This is a genomic window from Streptomyces sp. NPDC048111, assembly GCF_043202815.1.
In the GTDB taxonomy this organism is placed as follows: domain Bacteria; phylum Actinomycetota; class Actinomycetes; order Streptomycetales; family Streptomycetaceae; genus Streptomyces.
This window is the reverse complement of sequence record NZ_JBIDBD010000010.1, coordinates 72,518-90,047: the sequence shown is the minus strand read 5'-3', so window position 1 is coordinate 90,047 and position 17,530 is coordinate 72,518. Positions and strand designations below refer to the sequence as shown.

The following is a 17,530-nucleotide window of genomic DNA, read 5'->3' as shown; positions in this document are numbered from 1 at the left end:
CCCCCCGGGCGACGCGCGGCCCCGGGCCCGCGACGCCCCGACCGGTCTGGCGGGTCGCCCGCGATGGCGGAAAAGTGCCATGTGCACATCACGTAACGGTCAACTCTCCACAAACAACAGTCCTATAGGCAATGCTCAGCGGTCATCCGGCACCGACATCCGAACCGTTCCCGCGGCCGGACCTTGACCCACTTCACAGGGATGCTGATGACCACTGAATCCCCGCGCTCCATACCCGGGGCGAGACGCACCGCCCGCACAGCGGCGGCGGCCGGCCTGGTGGCCGCGCTCGTCACGGCGGGCGCCGCACCGGCCTTCGCCTCCACCTCGGGCGACGGGCCGGCCACCGCGCCCCCCGTCAAGACCGCACCGGCCAAGACGCCCGAGGACAAGCTCGGCAAGGCCGACGAGCAGCGTCTCGCCGAGGCACAGGCCACGGGCCAGAAGAGCGTCACCGTCATGGTGGCGACCGCCCCGGGCAACACCTCCGACGTCACCCGGCAGCTGCACGCGGTCGCGGGCGCGACCGTGGGCAAGCAGGACGACAAGCTGGGCTACGTCCGCGCCACCCTGCCGATGGCGAGGGCCGAGGCGGCCCTGAGGGCGGCCGCGAAGCTGCCCTCGGTGCACGGCATCGACCTCAAGCAGGACGTCCAGCTGGACGACCCGACCCCCTCGGGCGACACCACGAAGTCCGCCCGGCAGCTGCGCACTTCGGGCAGCTATCCGGCGCCGGGCAAGAGCACGCCCGTGAAGAACCCGTACAACCCGAGCTTCGAGACGGGTGCGGTCGACTTCGTGAAGGAGCACCCCAAGGCGGACGGCCGCGGGGTCACCATCGGCATCCTGGACTCGGGCGTCGACCTCGGTCACCCTGCCCTCCAGAAGACCACCACCGGCGAGCGCAAGATCGTCGACTGGGTCACCGCCACCGACCCGGTGCAGGACAACGACGGCACCTGGCTGCGCGCCAACACCGCCGTCTCCGGGCCGACGTTCACCGCGGGCGGGAAGACGTGGACGGCCCCGGCGGGCTCGTACGACTTCTCCACCTTCGCCGAGAAGGTCACCGCCGGCGGCGACGCGGCCGGCGACCTGAACCGGGACGGCGACACCACCGACAGCTGGGGCGTGCTCTACGACCCGGTCGCCGGCACGGTCCGCGTGGACCTGAACAACAACAACGACTTCTCGGACGACGCGCCGCTGAAGCCGTACAAGGACGGCTACCAGGTCGGCTACTTCGGTACCGACAACCCGGCGACCGATGTCGCCGAGCGCGTGCCGTTCACCGTCGAGATCCGCAAGAACGTCGTCTACGACGCGGCCGGGCACACCTCGGACTACGTCAACATCGGCGTCATCGAGTCCGAGCACGGCACCCACGTCGCGGGCATCACCTCAGCGAACGGGCTGTTCGGCGGGAAGATGAGCGGCGCCGCGCCCGGCGCGAAGCTCGTCTCCTCGCGCGCCTGCAACTGGGGCGGCGGCTGCACCAACATCGCGCTGACCGAGGGCATGATCGACCTCGTCACCAACCGCCACGTCGACATCGTGAACATGTCGATCGGCGGCCTGCCGGCGCTCAACGACGGCAACAACGCGCGCGCCGAGCTCTACAAGCGCCTCATCGACACCTACGGCGTCCAGCTGGTCATCTCGGCCGGCAACGACGGCCCGGGCGTCAACACCATCGGCGACCCCGGCCTCGCCGACCACGTGATCTCGGTGGGCGCGAGCATCTCCAGGGAGACCTGGGCCGCCAACTACGGCTCCGGCGTCTCCACGGACTACCAGATGATGCCGTTCTCCTCGCGCGGTCCGCGTGAGGACGGCGGCTTCACGCCGACGCTGACCGCCCCCGGCGCGGCCATCAACTCCACCCAGACCTGGCTGCCCGGCAGCCCGGTCAAGGAGGCGGGCTACAGCCTGCCGGCCGGGTACTCCATGCTCCAGGGCACCTCGATGGCCTCCCCGCAGGCCGCGGGCGCCTCGGCACTGCTCATCTCGGCCGCCAAGCAGCGCGGCATCGACCTGCCGCCGGCCGACCTGCGCACGGCCCTGACGTCAACGGCCAAGCACATCAAGGGTGTTCAGGCCTACTCCGAGGGCGCCGGCCTCATCAACATCGTGGGCGCCTGGGACGCGATCGAGCAGACCGCGAAGAAGCACGCCCCCGCGCACGAGTACACGGTCACCGCGCCGGTCTCCAGCGCGCTCGGCTTCGCCCTGAAGACGCCGAACGTCGGCACCGGCATCTACGACCGCGAGAGCGGCCTGAAGACCGGGCAGAAGAAGACGTACGACGTCACGGTCACCCGCACCACGGGCCCGGACAAGAACGTCAAGCACAAGCTGTCGCTCAAGAACGACGACGGCACGTTCAAGGTGCTCGGCGACAAGGAAGTGAACCTGCCGCTCGGCAAGCCCGTCACCGTCAAGGTGCAGGCGCAGCCGAAGTCCGGTGGCGTGCACAGCGCGATCCTCCAGGTGGACGACGCCAAGACGGTCGGCGTCGATCAGCAGATCATGGCCACGGTCATCGTCGCGACCCCTCTCACGGGCCCGGGCTACACCTTCTCGGCGTCCGCGACGGTGCAGCGCAACGCGACCCGGTCGTACTTCGTGAACGTCCCGGCGGGCGCGAAGAACCTGGAGGTCCGGATGGGCGCGCTGCGCTCGGGCAGCCAGACCCGCTTCATCTCGATCCACCCCTACGGCGTCGCACTCGACCCGACGAGCACGCCGCTGTGCTACCCGAACTACGACAACCCGGCCAACACCTGCCGCCCGGACCTGCGTTCGTACGCGAACCCGCAGCCCGGTGTCTGGGAGATCGAGGTCGAGGCGCGGCGCACGTCGCCGTACCTGGACAACTCCTACAAGCTGGACGTCTCGGTGCTCGGCGTCACCTTCGACCCGGCCACCCAGACGGTGCCCGAGGCGAAGGTCAACACCCCGGCCCCCGTGCAGTGGAAGGTCACGAACGACTTCGCGGCCCTCGTGGGCAGGCTCAAGGGCGGCTCGCTCGGTTCGGCGAAGGTGGCCACGCCCACCATCAAGACCGGTGAGACCCAGACCAGCAAGGTGACCATCGGGGCGGGCGTCGAGCACCTGGACGTCTCCATCGGCGGCACCTCGGACGCGGGCGCCGACCTCGACCTGTACGTCATCGACCAGAACGGCAAGACCGTGGGTCAGTCGACGACGAGCAGCTCCAACGAGTCGGTCACCCTGGCCAAGCCGGCCGCGGGAACCTACACGATCCAGGTGGCCGGCTACGCGGTTCCGGCCGGGTCGACCACGTACGCCTACAAGGACGTGTACTTCGCTCCCTCGCTCGGCACCGTGAAGGTCGACGAGAGCAAGACCGTCACCCTGGCGGGCGGCGCGTCCGCCCAGGTCACGGCGGACGTCGTCGCGGCCGGTGCGGCTCCCGAGGGACGCCAGTTCTTCGGCACCGTGCAGCTGGTGAACGAGCGCGGCACCGCTGCGGGCAGCGGCAGCGTGATCATCGGGAACGTCACGCCGTAACCGTCCGTACGAACACGGCGGGGCGGGTGCTCTTCACGAGCGCCCGCCCCGCTTGTTCGTGGTTCTCAGTTCAGCGAGCTCAGGTCGTAGGCGTACGTGCCGACGGCGTGCGCGATGACGTCGATGTTGAGGTCGAAGTACGCGGGGTCGATGTTGTCCAGGGTGTCGCCCGCCGCGTGGTAGTTGGGGTCGAAGGCCTCGCCGGCCCGGCCGCCCCACTTCTTCGCCTGCTCGGGCGTCTTGATCTCCTCGGCGCCGGTGTAGGTGCCCCCGGCCGGGATGCCCACCGCGATGAAGGGGCCGTAGTCGGAACGCCCGTCGAAGTCGTAGCCCTCGTGCGGGACGTGCCGGCGGTCGAGGTAGCGGTTGATCAGCCCCTCGATCCCGGCGGAGCCGGCCGGGCCCGCGCCCGCGCCCTTCTTGTCGGAGTCGTCGCCGTCATAGACGAGCTGGGCGGCGTTGGGCGAGGCGATCATGTCGAAGTTCAGATAGAGCTTGATCTGCCGCCGCTGTTCCTCGCTGAGGCTCTTCACGTAGTGCTCGGACCCCAGCAGCCCGAGCTCCTCGCCCGACCACCAGGCGAAGCGCACCGTGTTCGGCAGCTCCTTGGGGTGCTTCCTGGTCTGCTTGGTCTCCTGGGCGAGCTTGAGCGCCACGTCGAGCAGGCCGGCCGAACCGGAGCCGTTGTCGTTGATGCCGGGGCCGGCCGGGACCGAGTCCAGGTGGCTGCCGAGGGCGACCACCCGGTCCGGGCTGCCGCCGCGCGTCTGGGCGATCACATTGCGGGTCTTCTTGGCGACGGCCTCGGTGGCCACGTCCAGGGTGATGCGCACCGGCCCCTTGGCCAGCTGCCCCGCGAGCGCCTCGCCGTCGGCCAGGGTGATCCCGGCGGCCGGCACGTGGGCGTTGGCCGGGGCCTCGACGGTGCCGCGCACCGGGTCGGTGCCGGAGTGGTTGTAGACGACGAGCCCGGCGGCGCCCGCCTTCGCGGCGACCGCCTCCTTCTCCTGGAAGGTGCAGCTGCCGCGCTTGACCAGCGCGATCCGGCCCGCGAACGAGCCGCCCGCGTAGTCGTCGAGCGAGCACCCCGGGGTGTCGTCCACGCGGGCCGCCCGCAGCTCCGCGGTGAGTCCGCCCTCGGGCGTCGAGGCGCTGAACTGATAGGCGGCAACGGACAGTTGGCGCCCCTGGACGGTCAGCTTCTGGCGCAGGGTCCTCGACTCGTGGAAGGTGAAGTCCTGATAGGTGACGTCGTACCCGGCGCGCTTGAGCTCTCCGTGGACATAGGCGGCCGAGGCGTCGTAGCCGGGGGTGCCGGCGGCCCGGTTGCCGCCGTGGGCGTCGGCGATCTTCTGGAACGCCTCCAGATGGCGGTGGGCGCTCTCCCCGGACGCCTCCTTGACCAGTTTCTTCGCGAGGTGCTGGTCGTGGCTCCCCCGGGCGACGGCGGGCGTCGCGAGGGAGAGGACCACCGGGGCGGCGAGCAGGGCCGCTATGGCCCGGACGCGTCGGGATGCGGACACGGGAAATCCTCCGGAATGCGGTGCGGTGTCGCCGGTGATCGACCGGCCTGCCAGGACCGTAGCCAGCAAAAACGGCCCCCCGGGGCATTTCGGGACGGATGCAACACGGATGCCATGGACTTGTCACAACTGGGCAGGTGTCCCACACCCCGGACAATGGATTGGCAGGTCCGCCGTGGGCCGACGCATGATGAGTGCGCCGGAGCCGTACACAACCACGTGAGCAGCACGTGAGCACCAAAGGAGTCACCGTGAGGGTCGGAATCGTCGGAGCCACCGGGCAGGTCGGCTCAGTCATGCGCAAGATCCTCGTGGAGCGGGCCTTCCCGGTCGAGGAGCTGCGCCTGTTCGCCTCCGCGCGCTCCGCGGGCACCGTCCTGGACGGCGTCACGGTCGAGGACGCCTCCACCGCCGACTACACGGGCCTGGACATCGTGCTGTTCTCGGCGGGCGGCGCCACCTCGCGCGCGCTGGCTGAGAAGGTCGCCTCGCAGGGCGCCGTCGTGATCGACAACTCCTCCGCCTGGCGCGGCCACCCCGAGGTCCCCCTCGTGGTCTCCGAGGTCAACCCGCACGCGGCGCGCAACCGCCCCAAGGGGATCATCGCCAACCCGAACTGCACCACGATGGCCGCGATGCCGGTGCTGCGTCCGCTGCACGACGAGGCCGGGCTGACCGCGCTGGTCGCCACCACCTACCAGGCCGTCTCGGGATCGGGCCTGGCCGGCGTGGCCGAGCTGCACGACCAGGCGCGGAAGGTCGTCGCCGAGGCCGACGGGCTGACCTTCGACGGCGACGCCGTGGAGTTCCCCGAGCCCGGCGTCTACAAGCGTCCCATCGCCTTCAACGTGCTGCCGCTCGCGGGCAACCTGGTGGACGACGGGTCCTTCGAGACCGACGAGGAGCAGAAGCTCCGCAACGAGTCCCGCAAGATCCTGGAGATCCCGGACCTCAAGGTGTCCGGCACCTGCGTCCGCGTGCCGGTCTTCTCGGGCCACTCGCTCCAGGTCAACGCCCGCTTCGCGCGTCCGATCAGCGTGGAGCGCGCGTACGAACTGCTGAAGGACGCCCCCGGGGTCGAGCTCTCCGAGATCCCGACGCCGCTCCAGGCCGCGGGCAAGGACGCCTCGTACGTGGGCCGCATCCGGGTGGACGAGACGGTGGAGCACGGGCTCGCGCTCTTCCTGTCCAACGACAACCTGCGCAAGGGCGCCGCGCTGAACGCCGTGCAGATCGCGGAACTGGTCGCGGCCGAACTCAAGGCCTGACCTCCCGGCGCGTGGTTCTCCGCACCCGCGGGGCGCCCTCCAGGGGCGCGGGGAACCACGCGAGAAGCGGGCACGGACCGCAGGTGACAGTGAGGTCGGCGGGGCTCCGTCCCGGCACCAGGTGCAGCTCTCCGCAGGTGAAAAAGGGACATCGCGCTGCCCGCACACCGCGTGCAAGGATGGCCGGAACGTCACGATCTGATGGAACTGAAGCATCTGAAGGAGATGACCGGGTGCCTGGCACGAATCTGACCCGTGAAGAGGCGCAGCGGCGCGCGGCCCTGCTCAGCGTCGACTCGTACGAGATCGAGCTCGACCTGAGCGGCGCGCAGGAAGGCGGCACCTACCGGTCCGCGACCACCGTGCGCTTCGCGTCCGCCGAGGCCGGGGCGGAGACCTTCATCGACCTCGTCGCACCGACCGTGCGCGAGGTCGTCCTGAACGGCACCGCGCTGGACGCGGCGGCCGTGTTCGACGACAGCCGGATCGCGCTGTCCGGTCTGCTGGAGGGCCCGAACGAACTGCGGGTCGTCGCCGACTGCGCCTACACCAATACCGGCGAGGGCCTGCACCGCTTCGTGGACCCGGTGGACCAACAGGCTTATCTGTACACGCAGTTCGAGGTGCCGGACGCCCGCCGCGTCTTCGCCTCGTTCGAGCAGCCCGACCTGAAGGCGACCTTCCAGTTCACCGTCAAGGCACCGAGCGGCTGGACGGTCATCTCCAACTCGCCGACGCCGGAGCCCAAGGACGACGTCTGGGTCTTCGAGCCGACGCCGCGCATCTCCTCGTACATCACCGCGCTGATCGTGGGCCCGTACCACTCGGTGCACTCCTCGTACGAGGGCCCCGAGGGCCAGTCGGTGCCGCTGGGCATCTACTGCCGTCCCTCGCTCGCCGAGTTCCTCGACGCGGACGAGATCTTCGCGGTGACCCGGCAGGGCTTCGACTGGTTCCAGGAGAAGTTCGACTTCGCGTACCCCTTCGCCAAGTACGACCAGCTCTTCGTGCCGGAGTTCAACGCGGGCGCGATGGAGAACGCGGGCGCGGTCACCATCCGCGACCAGTACGTCTTCCGCTCGAAGGTGACGGACGCCGCCTACGAGGTCCGCGCCGAGACCATCCTGCACGAGCTCGCCCACATGTGGTTCGGCGACCTGGTGACCATGGAGTGGTGGAACGACCTGTGGCTGAACGAGTCGTTCGCCACCTACACCTCCATCGCCTGCCAGGCGTACGCGGACGGCTCGAAGTGGCCGCACGCGTGGACCACGTTCGCCAACTCGATGAAGACCTGGGCCTACCGCCAGGACCAGCTTCCCTCGACGCACCCGATCATGGCCGACATCCGTGACCTGGACGACGTCCTGGTCAACTTCGACGGCATCACCTACGCCAAGGGCGCCTCGGTCCTCAAGCAGCTCGTCGCCTACGTCGGCATGGACGAGTTCTTCCAGGGCGTGCAGGCCTACTTCAAGGCGCACGCCTTCGGCAACACCCGGCTCTCCGACCTGCTCGGCGCCCTGGAGAAGACCTCGGGCCGCGACCTGAAGACCTGGTCGCGCGCGTGGCTCGAGACGGCCGGCATCAACATCCTGCGCCCGGAGATCGTGACGGACGAGGCGGGCGCCATCACCTCGTTCACCGTCCTCCAGGAGGCCCCGGCGCTGCCCGCCGGCGCCCAGGGCGAGCCGACCCTGCGTCCGCACCGCATCGCGATCGGCTTCTACGACCTGGACGGCGCGGGCAAGCTGGTCCGCACCGACCGCATCGAGCTGGACATCGCGGCCGCCGAGCGCACCGAGGTCACGCTGCCCGCGGGCACCCGCCGCCCGGCCGTCGTGCTGCTCAACGACGACGACCTCTCCTACGCGAAGGTCCGCCTGGACGAGGAGTCGCTGCGGGTCGTCACCGAGCACCTGGGCGACTTCACCGAGTCGCTGCCGCGCGCCCTGTGCTGGGCCTCGGCCTGGGACATGACCCGCGACGGCGAGCTGGCCACCCGCGACTACCTCGCGCTCGTCCTGTCGGGCATCACCAAGGAGTCCGACATCGGCGTGGTGCAGTCGCTGCACCGCCAGGTGAAGCTGGCCATCGACCTGTACGCGGCGCCCGAGTGGCGCGACGCGGGCCTGACCCAGTGGACGGACGCGACGCTGGCGCACCTGCGCACCGCGGAGCCGGGCAGCGACCACCAGCTGGCGTGGGCCCGGGCGTTCGCCGCGACGGCCCGCACCCCGCAGCAACTCGACCTGCTCCAGGCCCTGTTGACGGGCGCGGAGGTCATCGAGGGCCTGGCCGTGGACACCGAGCTGCGCTGGGCGTTCGTCGAACGCCTCGCGGCGACCGGCGTCTTCGACGAGTCGGAGATCGCGGCGGAGCTGGAGCGCGACAGGACGGCGGCGGGCGAGCGCCACGCGGCGACCGCACGGGCCGCCCGCCCGACGCCGGAGGCGAAGGCCGAGGCGTGGGAGTCGGTCGTCGAGGGCGACGCCCTGCCGAACGCGGTGCAGGAGGCGGTGATCGGCGGCTTCGTCCAAACCGACCAGCGCGAACTGCTCGCGCCGTACTCGGAGAAGTTCTTCGCCGCGGTCAAGGGCGTGTGGGAGTCCCGCTCGCACGAGATCGCCCAACAGATCGCCGTGGGCCTCTACCCCACGCTCCTGGTCTCCCAGGACACCCTGGACGCGACGGACGCCTGGCTCACCGAGGCCCGGCCGAACGCGTCCCTGCGCCGCCTGATCTCGGAGTCCCGCGCGGGCGTCGAGCGAGCCCTGCGGGCCCGTGCGGCGGACGCGGAGGCGTCCGCGTAGCACCTCGACGCGGGCGCTCTCCCCACCGGGGCGCGTCTCCGTCACGATGCATGTCCTCCCCCGCCCGCCGCAGGCCTTCTGGACGGGCGGGGCGGGGATGGAGACCGCCCGACGGACGGGCGTCATACGCGCATCCGTTCCGCCGGGCGGGGGCCAGGGCCCGAGGGCGACCGGGATCAACCGGTCAACTCGGTGTAGCGGCGCCGCAGTTGGGCGGCCCCCTCCGCCGTGGGCGCACCGTGCAGCCGCATCCGGGCCACTCCGCCGTCCGGGAAGGCGTCCAGGCGCACGTGGGTGGCGACCGCCTGCGCCGGGAGGCGGAACCGGTGCAGGGTGTCGGGCTGAAGCCGCGTACGCGGGATGATCTCGAACCACTCCCCCGATTCGCCGTCCCGCCCGCTGAGCGCGATCCACCCCGCCGAATTCCCCTTCAGATACGCCGTGTCGATCTCGACCGCCCTGATCGCCGCCTGGGCGACCAGCCGGAAGCGCACCCAGTCGTTGGTGTCGCGGACCCGGCGACGGCGGTTCTCCCAGCCGTCGTCCATCTTGCGCGAGGTGCCGGGCAGGATGATCTGCGTCGGCGAGGAGTAGAACTTGTCCGAGGCGTCCTCGTAGGAACCGCCGTTGACGACCGCCACGAGGTCGATCGTGCCGAGCGTGTCGAGCCACTCCGGGTCCGGCACGACCTCGCCGTGCACGCGCAGACGGGCCACGCCGCCGTCGGGGTGCTGGCAGAGCCGGACGTGGGTGTAGCGGCGCCCCGTGGTGATCTCGAAGCCGTTCTCCGCGTGGCCGCGCACCGGGGTGGGCGGCACGATCTCGTCCCACTTCACGTCGTCGGCGAGCAACTGCTCGGGGCCGGGGGATCCTTCGACCGACGTCGCCTGTACGGAGATCCGCTGCGGGTAGTTGCCGCGGAAGTGCGCCGTGTCGACGACGATCCCCTTGATCACCCCGGGTGCGCCGAGCCGGACGAGCGCCCAGTCGTGGTCCTCGGGGGCGGGAAAGACGTGGTCGGCGTCCGCGCCGCGGCGACGGCGGGTCTCCCAGCCGTCCATGATCTTGCCCTTGTGGCCGAAGTGCTCGGGGTCGAACACGGCCCGCTCGCGGACGAGGAGGTTCTCGCGCTCGGCGAAGAACTCGTCGTTGGCGGCGATGACGCCCGCGCCGAGCCGGCGGTCGGCGAGGTCCACGAGCTCGGTGAAAGCGAAGTCGCCCGTCCGGTAGTCGGCGTACGGATCGCCGCCCGCGTAGGGCGCCGCGTCGTTCGCGTGCGGGTCCGTGGCGGAGGCGTGGGCGGCTGATGCGTTCTCGTGCTCGGCGGGGGAAGTCATGCCCTGACCTTCGCCCGCGGCCACCGCTCGCGTCCATCGAAAGTTTCCGCACAGTCCGTTCACCAATACTGAACGGTTGCGCGGGCCGCGGCAGCTTGTGGCCACCTCCGTGCCGAGCCGCACCGCGCTGCCAGACTCAGGCCATGACCACCACCCAGCAGACTCCCGACGCCGCCGCGGCCGGCACCTGGACGCTCGGCGACCTCCGCGTCAACCGGATCGGCTTCGGCACGATGCGGCTGCCCCAGCGGGGCCCGGCGCTGCGGCCCGACGCCGTACCGCGCGACCGCGGGCAGGCCGTCGCCGTGCTGCGCGCGGCCGTCGACCTCGGCGTGAACCACCTGGACACCGCGGCCTTCTACTTCTCGCCGCTGCTGTCCGCGAACGAACTGATCAACCGGGCCCTCGCCCCGTACCCGGACGACCTGGTCATCACCACCAAGGTCGGGCCGCACCGAACCGCGGACGGCCACTGGGGCGAGCACGCCAGGTCGCCCCAGGCGCTGCGCGGGCAGGTCGAGGAGAACCTGCGCCAGCTGGGCCGCGACCATCTGGACGTGGTCAACCTGCGGGTGATCGGCTCCGATTCGGTGGCCGAACGCTTCGGCGCGCTCGCCGAGTTGCGCGAGGCCGGCCTCATCCGCCACCTGGGCCTGTCGAACGTCGGCCCGGCCCAGCTGGCGGAGGCGCTGACCGTCGCGCCCGTGGTGTGCGTGCAGAACCCGTACGGCATCGGCGCCTCGGCGGAGCAGGAGGAGATGCTGCGGCTGTGCGGCGAGCGGGGCATCGCGTTCGTACCGTTCTACGCGATCGCCGGGGCCGGCCGGGAACGGGGCACGGACCTCGCGGGGGGCGAGCACGAGGGGGTGCTGGCGGTGGCCCGTGAGCACGGCGTGAGCCCCGCCCGCGTACGCCTGGCCTGGACCCTCCGGCGCGGCCCGCACGTCCTGGCCATCCCCGGCACGGGCGCCCTCGACCACCTGACGGACAACGTGGCAGCGGGCGCCCTGCACCTGTCCCCAGCAGACCTGACCCACCTGACGACCAGCTGAGCCCCGAAGGGACGCGGGGAACGGCGCAAAACCCCCTGGCCCCCACACCCCCCGCACACCAACCCCCAAGGGGCGCGGGGAACTGCGCGCCCAGCCACAGACAACCGGCACCCAACTCCCCACCGCCACCCCCGAAGGGGCGCGGGGAACGGCGCAAAACCCCCTCGCCCCCACACCCCCCGCACACCAACCCCCAAGGGGCGCGGGGAACTGCGCGCCCAGCCACAGACAACCGGCACCCAACTCCCCAACCGCAACCCACCCCCCGAAAGGGGCGCGGGGAACGCCGCACCGAACCACAGGCAACCCCGGCCCCGGCCCGCGCCGGAAGGGGCTACGCGGGCCGAGCGCGGGCGGCATCCCGCAGCGCCCCGAGCACACGGGAAACGGCCGGCCCCTCCTCAGCCCCCCGCCGCACCGCAGCCACCACATGCCGCCGAGGCTGATCCGCACTGAGGACCCGCGTGACCACCCCCTCACCCCGCCCACCCACAGCCATCCGCGGCACCAGCGCAACCCCCATCCCCGCCTCGACCATCGCCAGGATCGCGGTCCACCCCGCCGCACTGTGGGCCTGTTCCGGCACGAACCCCGCCGCCTCGCAGGCCGCCGTGGTGATCTCCGACCACGGCCCGCTCCCCCCGAAGATCCACGGCTCGTGGGCCAGGTCGGCCAGGCGCAGACCGGGCTCCGCGGCGAGCGGGTGCCCGGCGGGCAGGGCCACGTCGAGGGGGTCGGTGAGGAGCGGCAGGAGGGCGAACTTCGGGTCGCGGGCGCTGGGCGCGTGCGCGGCGAGCGAGAGCGCGAGGTCGACCGCCCCGGCCGACAGCAGCTCGAACACCTCGGCCGCCTCGGCCTCCCGCACCCGTACCTCCAGCGCGGGATGGCTGCGGCGCAGGGCCCGTACGGCCGGCACGACGAGCGCGGGCACGGCGGTGGAGAACGCCCCGATCCGCACCTCCCCCGCCTCGCCCTGCAAGTACCCCGCCAACTCGGCGTCCGCACGCTCCAGTTGGGCGAAGACGACCTCGGCATGGCGCAGCACGAGATGCGCGGCGTCGGTGAGCCGCACCCGGCGGCCGTGCGCCTCGAGGAGCGTCACACCGAGCTGCCGGGCGAGGTTGGACAGCTGCTGCGAGACCGCCGAGGGCGTCATCAGGAGCACTTCGGCGGTCGCGGTCACGGTGCCCTGCTCGCGCAGGGTCCGCAGGATGTGCAGCTTCTTGATGTCCCACTCGCTCATGGGACGCAACATACCGGCGCCCTCCCGGCGGGGTTCACCGACCACGGGCACCCCTCCGGCACGGTGCGGCCGACCCCGGCACCGACCCCGACGCCGGCACCCCCACCCGCGCCCGCACCCGCAGGGCTCACCGTCGGGACCCGAGGACCACGCCACCGAGGATGAGCCCCATGGCCACCAGCTGCCCGGACCCCATCGCCTCTCCGAGCAGCGGATAGGAGAGCAGGGCCACGCAGACCGGCTGGAGGTAGTAGACGACTCCGGCGCGGGCGGCGCCGATGAGCGCGATCGCCCGGTTCCAGGCGAAGAAGGCGACCGCAGAGGACAGCACTCCGACGTAGAGGAGCGGTCCGACCGTGGCGGGCGTCGCGGCGAAGCCGCCCTGCGCGGCGAGGCTGATCCCGTACACCGGCGCGAGCAGGAGCGCGCCGAGCACGAAGGTGGTGAACAGGAAGGCGAGCGGCCCCAGTTCGGCGGGGCGACGGCGCAGGAGCACGCTGTACGAGGCGAAGCTGAGGGCGGCGGCGACCATCCAGAGGTCGCCGGGTGCGAGGTCGAGATCGAGCGAGCCCTTGCTGACCAGGAACAGCACGCCGGCCACGGCGACCAGCAGACCGAGGGTGCGGCGTGTCCCGAGCCGTCCGCCGGTGAGGCGCTCGTGCACGGCCATCAGGACCGGCGAGGCCGCCATGATCATGCCCATGTTGCCGGCCGAGGTGGAGGTGCCGGCCTGGTTGACGAGGGTGTTGTACACGGTGATGCCGAGCAGCGAGGCCAGTACGAGATAGCCCAAGTGCCGCCGGATCAGGGCTCGTTGGCGCCAGGTCTCGCGGACCGCGAACGGGGCGACCGCGGCGATGGCGATGAGCCACCGCCAGAACGCTGCCTGCACCGGCGGCACCGAGTCGTGCAGGGCCCGTGAGGCGACGAAGCTCCCGGACCAGACGACCGTCGCCACGGCCGCCAGGACGAGACCGAGCCCGCCCGTTCCGCCCGGCGTGCGGGCAGTGGCGGCGGCGGTGGCGCGCGGGGCGCTGCCGACTCGCACTCGGGCTCGGTCCAGGACGGTCACGACGACTCCGTTTCGGGCGGTGGGACGGACGGGGCGCGTGAGGCGCCCCGTCCGAGGAGGTGTCCCTACCGTCGCACCGCAGCACCAGTCACGTCCATCGAAGATTTGAGCGCACTATCTTCAGAAGAACTAAACGATTGAGCGGTAGCCGCCGCGCCGTCCCCTCCCGCCACCACCGGCGCCTTCGGGGCGACGGCCACCTGTCCGGCGAGGGTGGCCCCGAAGGCGAGGGCCATGCCGAGCAGCTGCGCGGGGGCGAGTGCCTGACCGAGCGCGGCCCAGCCGATGACCGCGGCGGTGAGCGGCGAGAGCGGGCCGAGGAAGGTGACCGAGGTCGCGGTCATCCGGCCGATGCCGCGGAACCAGAGCCAGTACGCGACGGCCGTGTTCACCAGGGCGAGGTAGACGTAACCGGCGACGTTGGACCCGTCGAGCGCGGGCGGCGCACCCTCCACGAAGAAGGCGACGGGTGCGATGAGGAGCCCGCCCGCGGTGAGCTGCCAGCCGGTGAGGATCAGTGGCCCCGCCCCCTCGGGCCGCCCCCAGCGCTTGGTGAACACGGTCCCGGCGGACATCGAGGCCGACGACCCCAGGGCGGCGATCACCCCGATGGCATCGAAGGACCCGGCCGCCTTCAGGACGACGAGGCTCACACCGAGGGCCGCCGCGATACCGGTGAGCAGCGTACGCAGGGTGGGCTTCTCGCCGAGGAAGAGGGCGGCGAGCCCTGCCACCCACAGCGGCCCGACCGATCCGATCACGGCCGCCATGCCGCCCGGCAGGCGGTACGCGGAGAGGAAGAGCAGCGGGAAGAACGCCCCGATGTTGAGCGCGCCGAGCACCGCCGCCTTCCACCACCAGTCCCCGCGCGGCAGGCGCCGGGTCACGGCGAGCAGGGCGAGACCGGCGGGCAGCGCCCGCATCATGCCGGTGAACAACGGGCGGTCGGCGGGCAGGAATTGGGTCGTGACGAAGTAGGTGGACCCCCAGGAGACGGGCGCGAGCGCAGTGAGCGCGACGGTGGCGAGACGGTTGCGGTGCTGATTCTGGTTCTGGTTCTGCTTGTTCTGATTCTGATTCTGGTTCATGGAGACTCCCTGAGGAGGTCGAGGGAAGGGGAGTTGCTGCGTGTGCGGTGCGCGCGGGGCATGGGGGGCCGGGGTTCGCGGCTCGACGCGGGCTCGCGGCTCGGCCGGCGGGCGGGTCAGCGGGCGGCGGTCGGCAGGGCCACCGGTGTCGTGGCCGTTCCGCGGTCCAGGACGATCGGGGCGCACGGGGCGGCCGATACGGCGGAGGCGTCCGGGGCCTTGACGGAGGTGGAGGCAGGGGCAGGTTCACGGGCGTCGACCCGTACCGCCACCGCGGGCAGCGTCCGTTCGAGCCGCACGACGACGGCCGCGGCGAGCAGCGAGGTGGCGATGAGCAGGCCCCAGGGCAGCCGCCCGTCGACGGACATCAGCGCGGTGAAGAGCGAGGGCGCGAGGGCCGCGGCGAGCGACCAGGACAACTGGTAGGCCGCCAGGTAGCGACCGCGCAGCGCCTCGGGCGCGGCGGCGACGGACAGGGCGCCGGCGGCAGGGCTGTGGACGAGCTCGCCCAGCGTGTACAGCGCGACGATGACCAGCAGCGCTCCGCCGAGCACGAGCCCCGAGCCGGGCCGCACCGTGCCGAGCACGACCTGGGCGGCGAAGGAGGCGGCGAACAGGAGTGAGCCGAGCGCCGTGGTGCGGGTGCGGCGGGCGCCGCGGGCACGGACCCGGGCGGCGACCACGACCCCGCCCGCCGCGCACATCACGGTGTTGAGCGTGAAGGCGGTACCGGTGATGGCCTGCGGTCCGTGCAGCCAGGTCGCGATGTACAGCGGGAAGAGGACGGAGAGGGCCGAATAGCTCAGCGCGTTGAGGAAGTTGACGGCGGTCAGCCCGAGGAAGGGCCGGTCGCCGAAGACCTGGCGGTAGCCGGCGGCGGCCGGGGCCGCGCCGGTTCCGGCAGCCACCCGCCGCTCGCCCCGCACCCCCCGCACGCCCCGCATCAGGAGGGCCGCGAGCGCGAAGCTGGCCGCGTTGGCCCAGGCCACCGCGGTGAACCCGGCGCCCCCCGCGAAACCGATGACGAGCGAGGCGAGCAGCGAACCCGCGCCGAGCCCGCCGTTGCGCAGGGCGCGCGAGGAGGCCTGGAGCCGGTCCCGGTCGGCCCCTTGGGCGACCTCGCCGATCAGCGACTGCTGTACGGCGGGAAAGGCCCGGTCGCCGAAGGCGGTGGCGAGCGCGACGAGCGCGAAGGCGGGCAGCGCGTGGGCGAAGGGGTAGAGCAGGAAGCCGGTGCCCCGCACGCCGTAGAGCAGCAGCTGTACGCGCTGAGCGCCGTACCGGTCGACGGCCGCCCCCGCGACGGGCAGCGCACCGAGCCCGATGAGCCCGACGACGGTGAGCACGAGCCCGACGGTGGCGAACGGGAGCCCCGTGACGTGGTGGAAGAAGACGAGGCTGAAGGGCACGTACATCCCGGAGCCGGTGGCGTCGACCGCCATGGCGACGAGCATGCGGCGTTCCCCGGCTATGCGCTGGGGGCGGGGGCGGCGGCGGGGCGTACGCATGAGGGCTCCGTACGGGCGGGGGTGCGCAGTGCGGTTCACTTCGCTGAAAGTAGCTTACAGCTAAGCTACTTTCCATCAAGCAACTTTCTTGCATCCGACCGTCAGGGTTCCGGATACTGACCGCATGACAGCCGCGAAGACGCCCCCTCCCGAGCCCGCCGAGGTCCAGCCGGACGCGGTGGACGCCATCACCGCCCAGTGGGCGGCGGTCCGCCCGGACCTCGAAACGGCCCCGATGGCGGTGTACGGACGGATCTACCGGATCGCGCGCGCGATGGGCGACCGGATGGAGAAGGAGTACGCGCGGTTCGGCATCGGACGCGGGGAGTTCGACGTCATCGCGACGCTGCGGCGCGCGGGAGACCCGTACACGCTGTCCCCGCGCCAGCTCTCGGGCACGCTGATGCTCACGACGGGCGGGATGACGGGACGCCTGGACAAGCTGGAGCGGGCGGGCCTGCTGCGCCGCAGCCCCGACCCGAACGACCGCCGCGGCCTTCGCGTGAGCCTCACGGAGGAGGGGTTGCGGTTGGTGGATGCGTCGGTGTCGGCGGGGTTGGCTGTGCAGGGGGAGGTTCTCGGGGCGGCCCTGGACCCGTCCGAGGTGGAGCACCTGTCGGCCCTGCTGAGGAAACTGCTGTCCGCCCATTGAGGCGGGCGGCGCCTCTGGGGGTGCTGGGGGTGCCCGCGGGTTGCGCAGTTCCCCGCGCCCCTCAACCCCCATGGGCATGTGCGGGCCGTGCTCGCTTCTCGCGCAGTTCCCCGCGCCCCTGGGCGGCACTGGACTGGCCTGGGGGTTGCGCAGTTCCCCGCGCCCCTCAACTCCGCGGTCATGTGCGGGCCGTGGGCGCTTCTCGCGCAGTTCCCCGCGCCCCTAGCAGGACCGGTGCTGGCCCGCGCTGGCCACCTCAGCCCGTCCGGCGATTGAGGACGAGCGCCCTTAAGGCGCGAAAGGGGGGTGCAGGGGGCGCAGCCCCCGCCGGGCTCCGAGGGGCGGAGCCCCTCAGCGGGTCTGGGGCGCAGCCCCAGGGGCCGAACCCTCCAACCCCCCGCACGGGCGGGCGGGTGGGCAAACCCGCCGGGGTCCGAGGG

At 71.9% G+C, this 17,530-nt stretch carries 11 protein-coding genes; 5 read left to right on the top strand and 6 right to left on the bottom strand.

What is annotated here, in order from left to right; genetic code table 11:
• Positions 1-201: 201 nt before the first annotated feature.
• Positions 202-3,534, top strand: coding sequence for a S8 family serine peptidase (locus ACGF3I_RS18655; protein WP_393133321.1), 3,333 nt, complete (start codon positions 202-204; stop codon positions 3,532-3,534).
• 65 nt (positions 3,535-3,599) lie between these two features.
• Here the strand turns inward: ACGF3I_RS18655 and ACGF3I_RS18650 are convergent, their stop codons facing one another.
• Positions 3,600-5,057, bottom strand: a complete 1,458-nt coding sequence (locus tag ACGF3I_RS18650) for a M28 family metallopeptidase (protein ID WP_393133319.1) — start codon at positions 5,055-5,057, stop codon at positions 3,600-3,602.
• 251 nt (positions 5,058-5,308) lie between these two features.
• Here ACGF3I_RS18650 and ACGF3I_RS18645 point away from each other — a divergent pair, with 251 nt between their 5' ends.
• Positions 5,309-6,325 carry an aspartate-semialdehyde dehydrogenase gene (locus ACGF3I_RS18645; RefSeq protein WP_393133317.1) on the top strand — a complete coding sequence of 339 codons (1,017 nt, stop codon included), beginning with the start codon at positions 5,309-5,311 and terminating at the stop codon, positions 6,323-6,325.
• Between the two features lie 233 nt (positions 6,326-6,558).
• Positions 6,559-9,138, top strand: coding sequence for an aminopeptidase N (gene pepN, locus ACGF3I_RS18640; RefSeq protein ID WP_393133315.1), 2,580 nt, complete (start codon positions 6,559-6,561; stop codon positions 9,136-9,138).
• A gap of 176 nt (positions 9,139-9,314) precedes the next feature.
• Here pepN and alc read toward each other — a convergent pair whose 3' ends face one another.
• On the bottom strand, positions 9,315-10,475 hold the full coding sequence (gene alc / locus ACGF3I_RS18635) for an allantoicase (protein ID WP_393133313.1): 1,161 nt from the start codon (positions 10,473-10,475) through the stop codon (positions 9,315-9,317).
• A 143-nt stretch (positions 10,476-10,618) separates the two neighbouring features.
• On the opposite strand from alc, the gene ACGF3I_RS18630 reads away from it, so the two are divergent.
• Positions 10,619-11,527: an aldo/keto reductase gene (locus tag ACGF3I_RS18630; protein ID WP_393133311.1), complete on the top strand. Its 909-nt coding sequence runs from the start codon at positions 10,619-10,621 to the stop codon at positions 11,525-11,527.
• A gap of 334 nt (positions 11,528-11,861) precedes the next feature.
• Here ACGF3I_RS18630 and ACGF3I_RS18625 read toward each other — a convergent pair whose 3' ends face one another.
• The 4 genes from ACGF3I_RS18625 to ACGF3I_RS18610 all read right to left on the bottom strand — a co-directional run bounded on the left by ACGF3I_RS18625 (position 11,862) and on the right by ACGF3I_RS18610 (position 16,438).
• Positions 11,862-12,770, bottom strand: a complete 909-nt coding sequence (locus tag ACGF3I_RS18625) for a LysR substrate-binding domain-containing protein (RefSeq protein WP_393133309.1) — start codon at positions 12,768-12,770, stop codon at positions 11,862-11,864.
• A 127-nt stretch (positions 12,771-12,897) separates the two neighbouring features.
• Positions 12,898-13,842: a DMT family transporter gene (locus ACGF3I_RS18620; RefSeq protein WP_393133307.1), complete on the bottom strand. Its 945-nt coding sequence runs from the start codon at positions 13,840-13,842 to the stop codon at positions 12,898-12,900.
• A gap of 65 nt (positions 13,843-13,907) precedes the next feature.
• Positions 13,908-14,930 (bottom strand): EamA family transporter, encoded by a 1,023-nt coding sequence (locus ACGF3I_RS18615; protein WP_393133305.1) that lies wholly within the window; start codon positions 14,928-14,930, stop codon positions 13,908-13,910.
• A 116-nt stretch (positions 14,931-15,046) separates the two neighbouring features.
• Complete coding sequence (locus tag ACGF3I_RS18610; RefSeq protein ID WP_393133303.1) at positions 15,047-16,438, bottom strand: MFS transporter; 1,392 nt, start codon at positions 16,436-16,438, stop codon at positions 15,047-15,049.
• Between the two features lie 124 nt (positions 16,439-16,562).
• Between ACGF3I_RS18610 and ACGF3I_RS18605 the strand changes: the two genes are divergently transcribed.
• Positions 16,563-17,090, top strand: coding sequence for a MarR family winged helix-turn-helix transcriptional regulator (locus ACGF3I_RS18605; protein ID WP_393133301.1), 528 nt, complete (start codon positions 16,563-16,565; stop codon positions 17,088-17,090).
• Positions 17,091-17,530: the final 440 nt, after the last annotated feature.